General features: G+C 72.5%; 17 protein-coding genes. 10 read left to right on the top strand and 7 right to left on the bottom strand.

Going from position 1 to position 15,077, the window contains the following annotated elements:
* The first annotated feature begins 545 nt into the window (after positions 1–545).
* The 4 genes from ABD223_RS03550 to ABD223_RS03535 all read left to right on the top strand — a co-directional run bounded on the left by ABD223_RS03550 (position 546) and on the right by ABD223_RS03535 (position 3,841).
* Positions 546–896 carry a DUF485 domain-containing protein gene (locus ABD223_RS03550; protein ID WP_344034362.1) on the top strand — a complete coding sequence of 117 codons (351 nt, stop codon included), beginning with the start codon at positions 546–548 and terminating at the stop codon, positions 894–896.
* The gene (locus tag ABD223_RS03545; protein WP_344034361.1) at positions 893–2,500 is read left to right on the top strand and encodes a solute symporter family protein; all 1,608 of its coding nucleotides are present in this window, start codon (positions 893–895) and stop codon (positions 2,498–2,500) included. The genes ABD223_RS03550 and ABD223_RS03545 overlap by 4 nt, the downstream gene beginning before the upstream one ends.
* Positions 2,501–2,595: 95 nt before the next feature.
* Positions 2,596–2,934, top strand: a complete 339-nt coding sequence (locus ABD223_RS03540; RefSeq protein ID WP_344034360.1) for a rhodanese-like domain-containing protein — start codon at positions 2,596–2,598, stop codon at positions 2,932–2,934.
* Between the two features lies 1 nt (position 2,935).
* Positions 2,936–3,841 carry a DUF4328 domain-containing protein gene (locus ABD223_RS03535; RefSeq protein WP_344034359.1) on the top strand — a complete coding sequence of 302 codons (906 nt, stop codon included), beginning with the start codon at positions 2,936–2,938 and terminating at the stop codon, positions 3,839–3,841.
* Positions 3,842–3,917: 76 nt separating this feature from the next.
* Here ABD223_RS03535 and ABD223_RS03530 read toward each other — a convergent pair whose 3' ends face one another.
* Positions 3,918–4,085: a hypothetical protein gene (locus tag ABD223_RS03530; protein ID WP_344034358.1), complete on the bottom strand. Its 168-nt coding sequence runs from the start codon at positions 4,083–4,085 to the stop codon at positions 3,918–3,920.
* Between the two features lie 166 nt (positions 4,086–4,251).
* Between ABD223_RS03530 and ABD223_RS03525 the strand changes: the two genes are divergently transcribed.
* On the top strand, positions 4,252–5,268 hold the full coding sequence (locus ABD223_RS03525; protein ID WP_344034357.1) for a glycerophosphodiester phosphodiesterase: 1,017 nt from the start codon (positions 4,252–4,254) through the stop codon (positions 5,266–5,268).
* A 57-nt stretch (positions 5,269–5,325) separates the two neighbouring features.
* On the opposite strand, the gene ABD223_RS03520 is transcribed toward ABD223_RS03525, so the two are convergent.
* On the bottom strand, positions 5,326–6,558 hold the full coding sequence (locus ABD223_RS03520) for a cytochrome P450 (protein ID WP_344034356.1): 1,233 nt from the start codon (positions 6,556–6,558) through the stop codon (positions 5,326–5,328).
* Between the two features lie 93 nt (positions 6,559–6,651).
* On the opposite strand from ABD223_RS03520, the gene ABD223_RS03515 reads away from it, so the two are divergent.
* The 3 genes from ABD223_RS03515 to ABD223_RS03505 all read left to right on the top strand — a co-directional run bounded on the left by ABD223_RS03515 (position 6,652) and on the right by ABD223_RS03505 (position 8,710).
* A complete protein-coding gene (locus ABD223_RS03515) occupies positions 6,652–7,359 on the top strand; it encodes a glycerophosphodiester phosphodiesterase family protein (RefSeq protein WP_344034355.1) in 708 nt (235 codons plus the stop codon).
* 15 nt (positions 7,360–7,374) lie between these two features.
* Positions 7,375–8,319: a DUF5926 family protein gene (locus tag ABD223_RS03510; RefSeq protein ID WP_344034354.1), complete on the top strand. Its 945-nt coding sequence runs from the start codon at positions 7,375–7,377 to the stop codon at positions 8,317–8,319.
* A gap of 64 nt (positions 8,320–8,383) precedes the next feature.
* Entirely contained in the window at positions 8,384–8,710 is a 327-nt protein-coding gene (locus ABD223_RS03505) for a DUF952 domain-containing protein (protein WP_380647301.1), read from the top strand.
* A gap of 40 nt (positions 8,711–8,750) precedes the next feature.
* Here ABD223_RS03505 and ABD223_RS03500 read toward each other — a convergent pair whose 3' ends face one another.
* From ABD223_RS03500 to ABD223_RS03485, 4 genes are all read right to left on the bottom strand, one after another.
* Positions 8,751–9,311 carry a ferritin gene (locus ABD223_RS03500; RefSeq protein ID WP_344034353.1) on the bottom strand — a complete coding sequence of 187 codons (561 nt, stop codon included), beginning with the start codon at positions 9,309–9,311 and terminating at the stop codon, positions 8,751–8,753.
* A 106-nt stretch (positions 9,312–9,417) separates the two neighbouring features.
* Positions 9,418–10,668 carry an arginine deiminase gene (locus ABD223_RS03495; RefSeq protein ID WP_380647299.1) on the bottom strand — a complete coding sequence of 417 codons (1,251 nt, stop codon included), beginning with the start codon at positions 10,666–10,668 and terminating at the stop codon, positions 9,418–9,420.
* 151 nt (positions 10,669–10,819) lie between these two features.
* Positions 10,820–11,584, bottom strand: a complete 765-nt coding sequence (locus tag ABD223_RS03490) for a CPBP family intramembrane glutamic endopeptidase (protein ID WP_344034352.1) — start codon at positions 11,582–11,584, stop codon at positions 10,820–10,822.
* A 9-nt stretch (positions 11,585–11,593) separates the two neighbouring features.
* Positions 11,594–12,352, bottom strand: a complete 759-nt coding sequence (locus tag ABD223_RS03485) for a DUF2470 domain-containing protein (protein ID WP_344034351.1) — start codon at positions 12,350–12,352, stop codon at positions 11,594–11,596.
* A gap of 226 nt (positions 12,353–12,578) precedes the next feature.
* On the opposite strand from ABD223_RS03485, the gene ABD223_RS03480 reads away from it, so the two are divergent.
* Both ABD223_RS03480 and ABD223_RS03475 read left to right on the top strand, forming a co-directional pair.
* Positions 12,579–13,052, top strand: a complete 474-nt coding sequence (locus ABD223_RS03480) for a hypothetical protein (RefSeq protein WP_344034350.1) — start codon at positions 12,579–12,581, stop codon at positions 13,050–13,052.
* A 64-nt stretch (positions 13,053–13,116) separates the two neighbouring features.
* Positions 13,117–13,581, top strand: coding sequence for a hypothetical protein (locus ABD223_RS03475; RefSeq protein ID WP_344034349.1), 465 nt, complete (start codon positions 13,117–13,119; stop codon positions 13,579–13,581).
* A gap of 237 nt (positions 13,582–13,818) precedes the next feature.
* Here the strand turns inward: ABD223_RS03475 and ABD223_RS03470 are convergent, their stop codons facing one another.
* Positions 13,819–14,994 (bottom strand): VWA domain-containing protein, encoded by a 1,176-nt coding sequence (locus tag ABD223_RS03470; RefSeq protein WP_344034348.1) that lies wholly within the window; start codon positions 14,992–14,994, stop codon positions 13,819–13,821.
* Between the last annotated feature and the right edge of the window lie 83 nt (positions 14,995–15,077).

Here is a 15,077-nt window from a genome sequence, read left to right as displayed (position 1 = left end):
TGCGGGAGCGTGCGCGGGGGCGAATTGCGGTCAGGCTTCGCGGGGCGTTCGAGGGCGAGCCGCTGCCCGAGCCCACGGGGCGTTCGCAGTGGCGATTCGCTGCCCGAGCCCATGGGGCGTTCGCAGTGGCGAGTCGCTGCCTGAGTCCTGCGGGGCGCTCACAGCAGCGGGCCATTGCCAAAGCCACCTCGGGTGACCGCCGGGCGAGCGTTCTCGGAGCGTTGTCGGGTGGTGCTACCAGCGTGATCGGCCGGTGACCTGCGGTCACTCGTTCAGTCCTCAGCAGTGGTGGCAAAGAGTTGTTGTAGGTCTCGAATGGGTGAAGAAAGGTCCACCTATCCGGTTACCGGTGATTTCGATCACCCGAGTGGCAGTTCGTCTCGGCAGCACTACCGCTCATCGCATCACTCGACTGTTGAGCGCAAGTCCGCGCCCAAGGTCTTTCAGGCGTGACCCACGTCTCCCTACGGTGCACGGCGAACCAGGAACGGACCAGGAGGCTTACGTGCCGTTCACACCGTCGTCAAGCACGCGAGGAGGGGACCTTGAGCACCTCTGAGCAGCACAACCCCGCCGACACCAACGGCGCTCACAACTGGGCGGAGGTGCAGGCGAGCGAGGACTTCCGCCAACTCCGCCGCAGGCTGCGCAACTTCGTGTTCCCGATGGCCGGCCTCTTCCTGGCCTGGTACCTGCTCTACGTACTGCTCGCCGACTACGCCCACGGCTTCATGTCGACGAAGGTCCTCGGCAACATCAACGTGGGCCTGATCCTCGGCCTGCTCCAGTTCGTGTCGACGTTCGCCATCACCACGCTCTACGTCCGGCACGCCAACAAGAACCTCGACCCCATCGCGGAGAAGATCCGCAACGAGCTGGAAGGGGGTCGCCCGTGAGCCAGAACGCCCTGCTCAACATCGGCATCTTCGCTCTCTTCGTCGTCGCCACCCTGGTCGTGGTCATCCGCGCCAGCCGCAACACGAAGACGGCCGCCGACTACCTGGCCGCCGGCCGCGCGTTCACCGGTCCCCAGAACGGCGTGGCGATCGCGGGCGACTACCTGTCCGCCGCGTCCTTCCTGGGCATCGCGGGCGCGATCGCGCTCAACGGCTACGACGGCTTCCTGTACTCCATCGGCTTCCTGGTGGCGTGGCTGATCGCCCTCCTGCTGGTCGCCGAGCTGCTGCGCAACACCGGCAAGTACACGATGGGCGACGTCCTCAGCTTCCGGATGCGCCAGCGCCCGGTGCGCGCCGCCGCGGCGACGTCGACCATGGCCGTGTCGTTCTTCTACCTGCTGGCCCAGATGGCGGGCGCGGGCGGCCTGGTCGCCCTGCTGCTCGGCATCACCGGCAAGCTCGGCCAGGCGGTCGTGATCGCGATCGTCGGCGCCCTGATGATCGCCTACGTCCTCATCGGCGGCATGAAGGGCACCACCTGGGTGCAGATCATCAAGGCGGTGCTGCTGATCATCGGCGCCGGCGTGATGACGGTGTGGGTGCTCGCCAAGTTCGGCCTGAACCTGTCCAGCCTGCTGGGCGCGGCCGTGGAGAACGCGCCGAAGGCCGGTGAGAAGCTGCTCGGCCCGGGTCTCCAGTACGGCGCGACCGGCACCTCGAAGCTGGACTTCCTGTCGCTGGCCCTCGCGCTGGTGCTCGGCACGGCCGGCCTGCCGCACATCCTGATGCGCTTCTACACCGTGCCGACCGCGAAGGAAGCGCGTCGCTCGGTGGTCTGGGCGATCTGGCTGATCGGCCTGTTCTACCTGTTCACCCTGGTCCTGGGCTACGGCGCGGCGGCCCTGGTCGGCCCCGACAAGATCCGGGCGGCGCCGGGTGGTGCGAACTCGGCGGCTCCGCTGCTCGCCGAGGCGCTCGGCGGCCCGCTGCTGCTGGGCCTGATCGCGGCGGTCGCGTTCGCGACGATCCTCGCCGTGGTCGCGGGTCTGACGATCACCGCGTCGGCGTCGTTCGCGCACGACATCTACGCCAACATCATCCGCAAGAACGGCCACGAGGGCGCGGTCAAGGACAAGTCCGATGAGGAGGCCGAGGTCAGGGTCGCGCGCCGCACGGCGATCGTGATCGGCATCGTGTCGATCCTCGGCGGCATCGCGGCCAACGGCCAGAACATCGCGTTCCTGGTGGCCCTGGCGTTCGCGGTGGCGGCGTCGGCGAACCTGCCGACCATCCTCTACTCGCTGTTCTGGAAGCGGTTCAACACCGCCGGCGCGCTGTGGAGCATCTACGGCGGCCTCGTGGTGACGATCACCCTGATCATCCTGTCGCCCGCGGTCTCGGGCAAGCCGACGTCGATGTTCCCGAACGCCGACTTCGACCTGTTCCCGCTGTCCAACCCGGGCATCGTGTCGATCCCGGTGGCGTTCCTGCTCGGCTACCTCGGCACGGTGCTGTCGAAGGAGCGGAACGAGGGGAAGTACGCGGAGATGGAGGTGCGGGCGCTCACGGGCGTCGGCGCCGAGAAGGCCGTTTCGCACTGATCCACGACCTCGAACGCGCCGGCCGTCATCCTTTCGGGGATGGCGGCCGGCGTGCTCTTAACCCCGATTTGAAACGACCGTGGCAGCATGTCCCCGTGACCGTTCCCAGCGTTGAAGTGTCCGAGGTGCCCGCGCAGCTCCCGGCCGGCAAGGTGCTGCTCGACGTGCGCGAGGCGGACGAGTGGGTGGCGGGCCACGCCCCCGGCGCCCTGCACATCCCGATGAGCGAGCTGGCGGGCAGGCTCGACGAGCTGCCCGGCGACAGCGAGTTCTACGTGGTGTGCCGCGCGGGCGGCCGGTCCGCGCGGGTGGCGCAGTACCTGAACGCCAACGGCTGGGACGCCACCAACGTCGACGGCGGCATGCAGGTGTGGGCGGCCCAGGGGCGCCCCCTGGTCGCCGAGGCCGACGGCGCGGAGCCCGAGGTCATCTGACGTGGCGCTGCGGCCGATGCGCGTGGACTGGGTGGCGACCCCTCCGCCGGGCGCCTACCCGCACCGCAGGCTGGGCGCGCCACCCCGGCCCTACGCGGGGCCACCGTCCTACCCGGTCCCACCGCGCTGGGGCTTCCCGCTGCTGGCCTGGCGGTGGCCCACGTCGGTGGCCACCGACGACGAGCGGCCCGCCGACGAGGTCGACCGCGTCCAGCGCCTGGCCCGCACCGCGTCCCACGCCCTGGGCCTGGCCGCGCTGACCTCGCTGTGGGCGGCGGGCAGCGAGATCTGGCGGTACGCGCTGCTGCTGCTCAGCCGCTACGGCGCGCTCTCGGAGACGACGGTCGGCGTCTCGGACGCCATGGTCGTGGCATCCGCCGTGGTCGCGGTCGTGGCCGGTGCCCTGGGCCTGGTGTTCACCCTGCTGTGGCTGCGCCGGGCCCGGAACGCGGCGGCGCTGGCGTCCGGCCACGCCCCGCCGCGCTCGGAGACCGAGGTGCTGGTCGGCCTGGTCGTGCCCGGCGTGAACCTGGTCGTCCCCGGTTCGGTGCTGGCCGAGCTGGAGCACGCGGCCCTGCGCCAACCGCCCGACGTCCGCCCGCGCCCGTCGCGGCTGCTGCGCTGGTGGTGGGGCCTGTGGGCAGCCGCGGCCCTGTTCGCGGCGTTCACCACCGCCTGGTCGTTCCGCTCCAACGTGCAGGCCATGGCGGACGGCGTCCTGCTGCACGCCGTCGCGGACCTCCTGGCCGCCGCCGTGGCCGTCCTGACCGCCGTGGTGGTCCGCCGCATCACGACCCTCCTGCTCCCGGTCGACCCGGCCGCCCTCCGCCGGATGCGCGTGGTGGGCCTCAAGGACGCCCCGCCTCCCGCCCTCCGCCCCTTCCGCGCCTCCGGCTCCCCCCGCTGACCGCGCGAGTCGTACGCCCGGAACGCGCGAGTCGAACGCTCAGGACCACCGTGTCGAACGCTCAGGACCCCTGAGTTCAACGTTCGGGTTCGACGTCGAGGACACCCGCGGGCAGCGCGGGCGCGGGCCGGTCGGGCGGAAGCCGCCACGCCGCCAGGTCGCCGAACGGCCGGCCGCAGGCCGCCACCAGCGCCAAGGCCTGGTCACGGGCGGCCTCCACGGCCCGCCGCACCACCGTCGTCATCCGTCCCCCTCGTCGAAGCCGCCCCGCGCGAAGATCCGCTCCCCAGGACGTCCACGGGGCCGAACGGGTTGGCCCGCCCGGGGCCGGACCCGGCGTCCCCGACCGTTCAGCGGCAGTTCTCCGTCCGGCGGTTGGGCGGCCGACCCGCGCGTGCCACCGTGTCCCCATGCGGGCACTCGCGGTGGCACTGGTCCTGTCGCTCCTGCTCCCCGGCGTGGCGAGCGCCCACGGGAAGCGGAAGGGGTTCGACCTCCAGGCGCACCGGGGCGGTCTCGGCCTGACCGTCGAGGGCACCCTCGCCGCCTTCGCCAAGGCCCTCCGGCTCGGCGTCACCACCCTCGAACTGGACGTCCAGATCACCAAGGACGGCCGCGAGGTGGTCACCCACGACCGCAGGACCAACCCGGCCAAGTGCGTCGACACCGCGCCCGCGTCGCCCGGCGACCCGGCCTTCCCCTACGCGGGCAAGTACGTCAAGGACCTGACGTTCGCGCAGGTCCGCACCCTGGACTGCGGTTCGCGGCGCCTGCCCCAGCACCCGGGCCAGGAACTCTCGCCGGGCGCGCGGATGCCCACCCTGGCCGAGGTCTTCGAGCTGGCCCGCCGCCACCGCGCGCACGGGGTCCGCTTCAACGTCGAGACCAAGGTCGAGGCCGCCGCGCCGCACGAGACCGCGCCGCGCGAGCAGTTCGTCGAGGTCACCTACCGCGAGATCCGCAGGTCCGGCTTCTTCCGCAACGTCACCGTCCAGTCGTTCGACTGGGGCACCCTGATGCTGTGGCGCGAGAAGGACCGCCGCATCCCGCTCGTCGCCCTGACCCAGCCGGAGTTCCTGCGGCCGGGCTCCCCGTGGACGGGCGGCCTGGACCTCGCCGACTTCGGCGGCAGCGTCGTCAAGGCCGTGAAGAGCTTCGGCGCGTCCGCCCTCTCCCCGGTCCACGGCAACCCGCAGAACGGCACGGTCGACGACCCGGGCTACGTCCCGTTCACCACGAAAGCCCTGGTCGACGAGGCCCACGCGCACGGTCTCAAGGTCATCCCCTGGACGGTCGACGACCAGCCGACCATGAACAAGCTCATCGACGACGGCGTGGACGGCATCATCACCGATTACCCGGACCGCCTCCGCGAGGTCATGGCCGAGCGCGGCTTCGAGCTGCCCCGGCAGTACCGGGCGCGCTGAGCGTCCCGCGTCGAGTTCGTCGTCAGGCCCGTTGAACGCCGAGGCCGGGCTGGAACGTCAGCCCTCCGCCAGCGGCAGCTCGTGCAGGCCCCGCATGACGAACTCGGCCTTCCGCCGGGGCCGGACCGCCAGGCGCGCGCCGGGCAGCTTCCGCGTCAGCGCCGACAGCGCCGCCTGCACCTCGATCCGCGCCAGCGGCGCGCCGAGGCAGTAGTGGATCCCCGCGCCGAACCCCAGGTGCGGGTTGGGGTCGCGGCCGATGTCCAGCACGTCCGGTTCGGCGAACACCAGCGGGTCGCGTGCCGCCGCGCCCAGCAGCGCCGCGATCTTCTGCCCCGGCTCCACCAGGTGCCCGGCGACCTCCACCGGGGCCGTCGCCGTCCGCTCGAACAGCTGCAACGGCGAGTCGTAGCGGATCAGCTCCTCCACCGCCGTGGGCAGCAGCGCCGGCGAGCCGACCAGCCGCCGCCACTGCCCGGGGTGGTCCATCAGCGCCAGCACGCCGTTGCCGATGACGTTCACGGTGGCCTCGTGCCCGGCCATCAGCAGCAGCACGGAGGTGGCGACCAGCTCGTCCTCGGTCAGCTTCGCGCCGTCGGCGTCGGTGACCGCCACCAGGTCCGACACCAGGTCGTCGCCCGGCTCGACCCGGCGCAGCGCGACCAGCTCGCGCAGGTAGGCGGTGAACTCGGCGGCCGCGCGCTCGGCCGCGGCCCGCTTCTCGTCCGGCAGGCCGTACTCGTACATCTTCACGATGGCGTTCGACCACGGCTGGAGCAGCGGCCGGTCCGCCGCGGGCACGCCCAGCAGCTGGGCGATGACCTCGACCGGCAGCGGCGCGGCCACGTGGGACAGCAGGTCGGCCGACCCCTCGGACCTGACCTTCGCCACCAGCTCGTCCACCAGCCGGTCGGCCAGCTCGGCGATCCACGGCCGCAGGCGCTCCACGTGCCCCCGCCCGAACGCGGCGGCCACGAGGCGGCGCAGGCGGGTGTGCGTCGGCGGCTCGTTCTCCAGCATCGAGTTGCGGTGCAGCAGGTTGAACCCGGTGAACCGCTCGACCGGCGCGGCGTCCGACCAGACGCGCCCGAGGGACCGGTGCCGCAGCACCGCCGACGCCGCCGCGTGCGACACCGCCACGGCGACGCCCAGGCCCGCGTGCCGGTGCACCTCGCCCTCCGCGCGCAGGGCGGCGAAGGCGGGGTACGGGTCCGCGATGAAGGCCGGATCGTGCTGGTCGAACGAGGTCACGGTCACGGACGGTAGGTCGTGGGCTCGTTTCAAGTCCATCCGGGTGTGCTTGTCCTGGCAAACGTTCAGGGAGTCGTGACATGGCGTGGTCGGGTTGACCCAACCCGTGCTCCACCAGAAGCATCAGCGGGTGTGCCACCCGAGATCGTCGCCCACCGGGGCTCGTCCACCCGCCTGCCCGAGCACACCCTCGCCGCCTACGACCTGGCCCTGGACGAGGGCGCGGACGGCCTGGAGTGCGACGTCCGCCTGACCCGGGACGGGCACCTGGTGTGCGTCCACGACGCGGCGATCGACCGGACGAGTGACGGCACGGGGAGGGTGAGCGCGATGACGCTCGCCGAGCTGCGGCGCCTCGACTTCGGCTCCTGGCACGGCGGCGAGCCGGCCCGCGTGCTGACCCTGGCCGAGCTGCTCGGCCTGGCCCAGGACCGGGGCGCGCGCGTGTTCGTCGAGACCAAGCACCCCGTCCGGTACGGGGGGAAGGTGGAGCGCGCGCTGGCCGCCGTGCTGGGCGGGTACCGGGTGGAGGCGGTGATGATGTCGTTCTCCGTCTTCGCCGTGCACCGGTTCAAGGAGCTCAAGCCCGACGTGCCGACCGTGCTGCTGTACGACCGGCTGTGGCCGAAGCACCGGCCGCACTTCGTCGACTACGCCGGGCCCGGAGTTCACCTGCTCAGGCGTCACCCGGATCGGGGGCAGGGTGCTTATGTGTGGACGGTGGACGATCCGGCCGACACCGCCCTGTGCCGGGAGCGCGGCGTCCGGTTCGTCGCCACGAACAACCCGGGCGAAACGCGCGAGCGCCTTGCGGCTAACTTGACGCCCGACCAGCCCTGACCACGAGGAGGCGCGGTGGCGAAGCGGACGGCCGTGAAGAACAAGCCGGTGGACGGGATCAACCCCCGCCAGCCGTGCCCGTGCGGCTCCGGCAAGCGCTACAAGGCGTGCCACGGCGCGGCGGGCGGCGCGGCGGACGTGATCGTCTCCCGTCCGTTCGAGGGCCTGGCCGCCGAGGCCGAGCTGATCGCGCTGCGCGAGTTCGTGCCCTCGGCCACGGCGAAGCTGCCGGTCAAGGACGCGGCGCGCGAGGTCGTCCTGGCCACCGTGCTGCCGATGGCCGCCGCCGGCCTGGTCCGCGGCGACGGGACCGCGTTCGTCGGCCTCCAGGTGCAGGTCCGCTCCGGCGACCTCAGCCGCGACCTGGCGCGCGCCGTGCAGTGGGCGCTGACCGCCGAGACCGGTGACGCGCTGGCCGTCGTCGGCCCCGACACCGGCGAGCAGCCCGGCCGGCTCCAGGACCTGCTCGACACCGGGGCGGCGCTGAACCCCGAGCTGCACACCGACTTCGCGTGGTGGCTGCCGCCGGAGACCGAGCCCAGCGGCGACGTCGCCCTGTCCCTGGAGCGCGCCAACGCCGCGATCCTGCCGACCGAGCGCCTCGACGCGCCGGGCGTGCGGGCCGCGTACTGGGTCGACGCGGGCGACAAGGCGCACCTGCGCTGGGTCCGCCCCGAGCCGGAGGAGCAGCTGCTCGCGGCGCTCGCCCGGCTGTCCGTGCGCGGCGAGCTGGACCTCGGCGACGGCTCCCGCTACGCGGGCTCGTTCCGCGCCCACGGCCTGCTCGTGCCGGTGTGGGACCTGGACCGCGAGCTGCACTCCAGCGAGTGGGCGCCGGGTGCCGAGGCGCTGGGCAAGCGCCTGGACGACGCCCTGGCCGGCCTCGACGCCGAACCGCTCACCGAAGCCGAGCGGCGGTCCCGGGACGGCCTGCGCGGTCGGCAGATCACGCTGCGCTGACCCGGCTGTCCACAGGCGTCACCTAACCTGTCCACAGGGACCTGTGGACAACTCGGGAGGTCGTGTGATCCTGCGGATCAGCGCCAGGGAGGACTGGGCGCGCGACCGCGAGGCCGGCGCGATCCCGCTCGACCCGGACGGGTTCGTGCACTGCTCGGACCCCGGCACGGCGCACCTGCCCGCGAACCGGCTGTACGCGGGCAGGCACGACCTCGTGCTGCTGGTGGTCGACCCCGAGGGCCTGCCGGTGCTGTGGGAACCGGGCGACGGCGACGAGTCCGGGCCGTGGTTCCCGCACGTCTACGGGCCGATCCCGACCGACCACGTGGTGGCCGTGCACGAGTTCACCCCGGACGCCGACGGCGCGTTCCGGCCACCGCCCGTGCTGTGAACGGCGAAGGGCCCCCGCCGCCGGGGGCCCTTCGCGGTGCTCAGAGCGCGCCGCCCGCCGTGCGCGGCGCGGTCGGGTCGGCGCCCTCGCCCACGCCCTCGCGGGCCAGGAAGCTCTCCACGTGGAACAGGTTGCCCTCGGCCCGGTCGACCACGGTCAGCAGCGTGCTCATCGAGGCGACCTCCTCCACCTGCTCCTTGAGGAACCACTGGAGGAACTGCTCGCCGAGGTAGTCGCCCTCGTCGCGGGCGGTCTTGGCGAGCGCCACGACCTGCTCGGTGACGGTCTTCTCCTGCTCCAGCGCGAGCGCGACCGGCTCGCGCGGCGCGGCGAAGTCGTTGCGCACCTCGTCCACCCCGGGAATGGTCACCGGCAACCCGATGTCCAGCAGGTGCTGCACGATCATCATCGCGTGGTTGCGCTCTTCGAGGGCCTGCTTGTAGAAGTGCGCGGCCAACCTCGGCAGGTCGTTGCCGTCGTACCAGACCGCGATGGCCACGTACTGCTGGGAGGCGGTGAACTCGTTGCGGACCTGTGCCCGGAGCAGGTCGTGGAACTTCGACTCGCGCGAGGAGGAAATCTTCGTCAAGTTGAGGGCCATGACGCGCAGAATAGCGCGCAATGCGCTTCAATGCATTAAAGGCAAGGCTCTGCAAATTAAGGGAAGGGTTGCCGAAGAAAGCTTAGGCAACCCTTCCGGGCCTATTTCACACGAGTGCCGCGCGGTCGATCGGGCACGACATGCAGCGCGGCCCGCCGCGGCCGGAGCCCAGCTCGGAGCCGCTGATCCGGAGCACCTCGACGCCCGCGTCCTCCAGGCGCGCGTTGGTCTCCACGTTCCGCTCGTAGGCCACCACCAGGCCGGGCCCGACGGCGAGGGTGTTGTTGCCGTCGTCCCACTGCTCGCGCTCCGCGGTGACCGGGTCGAGGCCGGTGTCGATGACCCGCAGCCGCTCGATGCCCATCGCCTCGGCCGCCGCGTCCAGGAACGGCAGCCGGTCGCCCACCACGACGCCGCCCGCGCCGTCCGACCGCACCGGGAAGGCGTCCAGGTTGTCGCGCACCGCCGGGTACATCACCACGGCGTCCCGGTCGACCATCGTGCACACCGTGTCCAGGTGCATGGTCGCCCGCTCCTGCGTGATCGGCACCGCCAGCACGGTGTGCGCCAGGCCGTCGGCCAGCGCGGACCGGGCGAACGACTCGGCGCCCGCGGGCGTGGTGCGCTCGCCGACGCCGATCGCCAGCACGCCCGGCGCGAGCAGCAGCACGTCGCCGCCCTCGACCGGCGCGGAGTGCGCCCCGTACGCGCGGCCCGTCTTGTGGAACCGCGGGTGGTAGGCGTAGATCAGGTCGGTCAGCGCGGTCTCCCGGTCGCGCGCGGGCAGCGCCAGCGACGTGATCGCCACCCGGTCGCCCACCCACACCGACGAGTCGCGGGTGAACAGCAGGTTCGGCAGCGGCGCCACCGCGAAGTCGTGCGGGTGGTGCATCTTGCGCACCAGCGAGGCGCCCTCGGCCGCGGGCAGCTCCTCGAACGTCATGCCGGTCATCAGCGCGGTCGCCAGCGGCTCCGGGCCGATCGAGGTCAGGTGGGAGCGCAGCGCGTCGGCCAGGTCGAGGCCCAGCCGCCGCTCGTCGACCGCGCTGTGGATGCCCGCGATCCGCGCCCGGTCGTCGTGCAGCGCGTCGACCAGCAGGTCCGCCAGCAGCAGCACCTCGGCCCCGCGCCCGCGCAGCACCTCGGCGAACGCGTCGTGCTCCTCCTGGGCGCGGTCCACCCACGGCACGCCGTCGAACAGCAGCTGGTCGTTGTTGCGCGGGGTCAGCCGCTTCAACTCGGCGCCGGGGCGGTGCAGCAGCACCGTGCGCAGGGGGCCTACCTCGCTGTCGACCCGGGGCGCCGGTGCGGGGTCGGCCCCGGGCTGGGTCTCGGTCTGTGCGATGTGCGCGGTCACGCTCCCGAGGGTAACCCGGTGCCGGCGGTAACAGCAGCTGGGAACGGCTCATTTCGGCGAGATTGAACGCAAGCCGGCATCACAGCGGCGATTTGTTGCGTGATCAGGGATCCCGGCCGGACGAACGTTGCTCGACGTGATCGGTCCGGGGTCACGGCAGCCACGAGACGTGCCCGCGCAGCAGCGAGTAGCCCACGAACGCGACCACGTCGAGCAGCGCGTGCGCGACCACCAGCACCCACAGCCGGTTCGTCCGCTGCCACACCTTGCCGAACACCAGGCCCATCACCACGTTGCCGATGAACCCGCCGAAGCCCTGGTACAGGTGGTACGAGCCGCGCAGGAGGGCGCTCGCCAGCAGGGCGGTGTTCCCACCCCAGCCGAGCTGCCGCAGCCGGGTGATCAGGTACCCGACGACCAGCACCTCCTCGGCCCACGCGTTGCCGATGGCGGACAGGATCAACACCACGCTGCGCCACCACGCCTCGTCGAGCGTCGACGGCTGCACCGCCAGGTTGAGCCCCAGGTTCCACGCCACCAGGTAGAACACCAGGCCGGGGATGCCGATGACGGCGGCCAGGCCGAGGCTGCCCAGGGCGTCCGGGCCGACGCGGGCGCGGTCGAGGCCGAGGGTCCTCAACCTGATGCCGCCGCGCCACAGCAGGTACAGGCCCAGCCCTCCCCACGCCGCCAGCTGGAGCACGCCGAGGAGCTGCGCGACCAGGTCGAGCAGGTCGAACCGGGCCTGCGGGACGTTGATCGCGACCTTCTGCTCGTTCAGCGGCACCGGGTTGAGCAGGCTGTCCAGCAGGCGGACCAGGCTGCGCAACCCGGACAGGCCGAGCGTCATCGCGAAGACGAGCAGCAGTTCGACCTGGTAGCCGCGGCGCTCACGGGCGTCGAGTGGTTCGATCACCCGCGTACGTTAACGGCGCTGGGCGAGGAACGGGCAGCCCATCAGCCTGCGCAGCTCGACCGCCAGCTCCTGCGCGGTGCCCACCGACCGGGAGAACGCGATCCGCACGTCGTGGTCCTCGTCGGACATCTCCACCCGCAACCGCAGGCCGAAGCGGTCCAGGCCCAGCGGGCGGACGTGACCGCCCCGCAGGTGCTCCGGCAGGTGCTGGCCGAGCAGGCCGACGACGTCCCGGTGCGACAGCTCCAGGTGCCGCAGCCAGTGGTCCTCGTGCGCGGCGAACGGGTCGGGCTCGGCCTGCGCGAACAGCTCCAGCCGCAGCGACGTGGTGCTCTCGGCGTCGGCCACCACCAGCGAGGCCGGGCTCAGCCTCAGCACGCTCACGCCGTGCCCGACGTCGAGCAGGCGCGGGTCCGGGCGGTCGTCGGCGACCTCCAGGCCCGCCACCCGGGCCTCCCGCGGGTCGAGCGTGCGCAACCAGCCCGTGATCCACAGCAGGCCGCGCACGGGCTCCCGCAACTGCACCGGCGCGTGGTCGGCGACCTCCAGCATCGCGGTCAGCTCGGCCCGGCGCCCGGCCTCGACCAGCGGGTGCTCGTCGGGCAGCAGGACCGTCACGTCGCCGCGCGGGTGGACGTGGTGCAGCACCGGCGTGACCCGGCTCTCCGTGCCGTCCGACGGCAACAGGGCCGCGCGCCCACCCCGGGCGGCGATCGTGCGCGCTCGCTCCGCCGGGTGCGGTGCGGGCGGTCGACGCGTCTCGTTCACCGCTCACCTCCCAACTTAGGGCAGCCTAACTTGGTGAGGGCCGGCGGCGGAAGTCCCACGACCGGCGTACTGCTCCGGGCTCGCCCGCACCCACCGGCCACGGTAACCACCGCGCGCCGACCCGCACAGCGGCGGAGCGACCCGTCCGAGGACCGGGACCGGCCGGCCGTTCCCCGGCCCGACCCCGCCGCCGTAACCTGGTCACGCCCCCCGGCGGAGGTGACCCGTGGTCGTGCCGAACAAGCCGTCCACCGAAGGCTCGGCCCTCGACGACCCGTGGACCCGGCACTGCCTGGAGAAGTCCGGCCGCCGGGCGTTCGGCTGGGTCGCCCTCGCCGTGCTCGCCTTCCTGCTCCAGCTCGCCCTCGTCCTCGGCCCCGACGAGCCGCCCTCGCTGTCGCCCGCGCTGCTGGCGTTCTCCGCGCTCGTCCTCGGCCTCAACCTCACCCGGCCCCAGCCGTCCACCCACCTCCTGGGCGACCAGACGTGGGTTTACGTGCGCGTCCACTGGCGCGGCGGGCGACTCGTCGTCCACGGCACGCGACCGCTCGTGCTCGACGTCAACGCCGGACCACTCGCCCGCGGGCGCATCAGCCGCCACCGGCGGGCCTGGGTCGTGCCCCCCGACCGGACCGGCAACACCGTGGTGACGTTCCGCGGCGTGCCCCGGCTGTTTCCCGCGAAGGTGTCACGCGGCTGAGTTTCGCCGGCGCGCCGACCGGAAATCCCGACGTAGGACATCCTGTGGCGTGCGGGGAGCAGCGGTGGGCGAGACGTGGGTGCACAAGTGCCTCAACCAGGCGGACCGCCGTGCCGTCGGGTTCATCGGCATCGCCCTGCTCGCGTTCGTCGTGCTGTGGCTGGTGTCGGAGTGGATCGGGTCCCGGTGGGTGTTCGTGCTCAGCCCGCTGTGCGTCGAGTTCGCCGTGCCCGGCCTGCGGCACTTCTGCTCGCGCCGCAGCCTGCGGCGACTGCTCGACACCTACCCGAGGCACCCCGTTGCGGTGAACTTCGTGCCCGGGCGCGCCCGCGTGGGGTGGCAGGCGTACCTGGAGACCGAGGGGTCCGACCGGACGTTCCTGCGGCTGCCCGAGATCCCGGAACGCGTGCGCGAGAACATCCGCCGCGGCGGCCAGGTGTGGCTGGCCGGGCCGGACCCGCGGGGGCGCGCGGTGGTGCTCACCCGCGGCGCGCCGTTCCTGACCCTGGGACGCGTGGTCATCCGCTGAACCCGCTCGGGGTTGCCCGGGGTGCCTGAACCCGCTCGGGGTTGCCCGGAGCCGTCCCGGCGCTCGTGCCGCTCCCCAACTCCGGCCCGCGCCTGCTCGCCCTCTCGCCCTCTTGGCCCTGCGCGCCCTCCTGGCCCCTCTCGCCCTCTCGGCCTCGCCAGCCCCGCTCACCCCGCTCGCCTCCGTGCGCTTGTCCCACCTCACGCACCTGATCAGCCGGGGTGTCGGTGGTTCACGTCAACGGCCTACCGGGATGCCGCTCTGCTCGGCCCAAGCGCCCACGTCCTCCCGGCGCAGCGCCGTCGCCAACAGGTCCGGGAACCGGTCCGGCGTGCAGGCGAACGCGGGCGCGCCCAGCTCCGACAGCCGCGCGGCCAGTTCGTGGTCGTAAGCCGGGGTGCCGCTGTCGGACAGCGCGAGCAGCACGACGACCGTCACCCCGCTGCTCACCAGCTCCCGCACCCGGCGTTGCAGCTCGCGCGCCACGCCGCCCTCGTACAGGTCGCTGATCAGCACCATCACCGTGTCCGTGGGCCGGCGCACCAGCGACTGCCCGTAGGCCACCGCGCGGTTGATGTCCGTGCCGCCGCCCAGCTGCGTGGAGAACAGCAGGTCCACCGGGTCGTCCAGGTCGTCGGTCAGGTCGACCACCTCGGTGTCGAACACGACCAGCCGCGTCTCGACCGACCTCAACGTAGCCAGCGCGGCGCCCAGCACCGCCGAGTAGACGACCGACTCCGCCATCGACCCGGACTGGTCGACCAGCAGGATGACGTCCCGCAGCGAAGCCTGCCTGCTGCGCCGGCTGTTGCCGACCAGGTCCTGCACGACGACCGTGCGCTGCTCGGGCTGGTAGTGGCGGAGGTTGGCCCGGATCGTGCGATTCCAGTCCACATCGGACAGACGTGGCCGGCGCGTGCGGCGTGAGTGGTCGACCGCACCCCGGACGGCCGCCAGCAGCCGGTCGGCCAGCCGGCGCTCGATGTCCTCGACGACCCGGCGCACCACGGCGCGGGCGGTCTCGCGCGTGCGCGCCGGGATGGCGCTGGAGAGGGAGACCAGCGTGCCGACCAGGCTCACGTCCGGCTCGACGCTCGACAGCAGTTCCGGCTCCAGCAGCAACTGGCGCAACCCGAGCCGCTCCACCGCGTCCCGCTGCATGACCTGGACGACCGAGCCGGGGAAGTAGGTGCGGATGTCACCCAGCCACCGGTGCAGGACCGGCGACGAGCCACCCAGCCCGGCGCCGCGCTTGCCCCCGGTCTCCACCGCGTCACCCCCACCGCCGTAGAGCCCGGTCAACGCCCCGTCCCGACGCTGGTCGTCCTCACCGAGCACCCCGAGGTCACCGGCCGCACCCCCGAGCAGCAACCGCCACCGCCGCTCGCGCTCACCTGCGATATCGTGGTTCACGAGCCCTCCCCGAGATACACGATCGGGTGATCATCGGCCGAAAATGTACGGAAACGGCGTTCTCGTTCATCGGTTGGAACATG

Origin of the sequence: Saccharothrix xinjiangensis, assembly GCF_039527585.1 — a bacterium.
GTDB classification, from domain to species: domain Bacteria; phylum Actinomycetota; class Actinomycetes; order Mycobacteriales; family Pseudonocardiaceae; genus Actinosynnema; species Actinosynnema xinjiangensis.
Note: the sequence above shows the minus strand (reverse complement) of the source record. Positions and strands in the feature narration are given on the sequence as shown.

Coding starts and splice junctions, on each gene's coding strand:
- ABD223_RS03530 (WP_344034358.1), bottom strand. CDS start 4,085: ATGACGACGGTGGTGCGGCGGGCCGTGGAGGCCGCCCGTGACCAGGCC.
- ABD223_RS03525 (WP_344034357.1), top strand. CDS start 4,252: ATGCGGGCACTCGCGGTGGCACTGGTCCTGTCGCTCCTGCTCCCCGGC.
- ABD223_RS03520 (WP_344034356.1), bottom strand. CDS start 6,558: ATGGACTTGAAACGAGCCCACGACCTACCGTCCGTGACCGTGACCTCG.
- ABD223_RS03500 (WP_344034353.1), bottom strand. CDS start 9,311: ATGGCCCTCAACTTGACGAAGATTTCCTCCTCGCGCGAGTCGAAGTTC.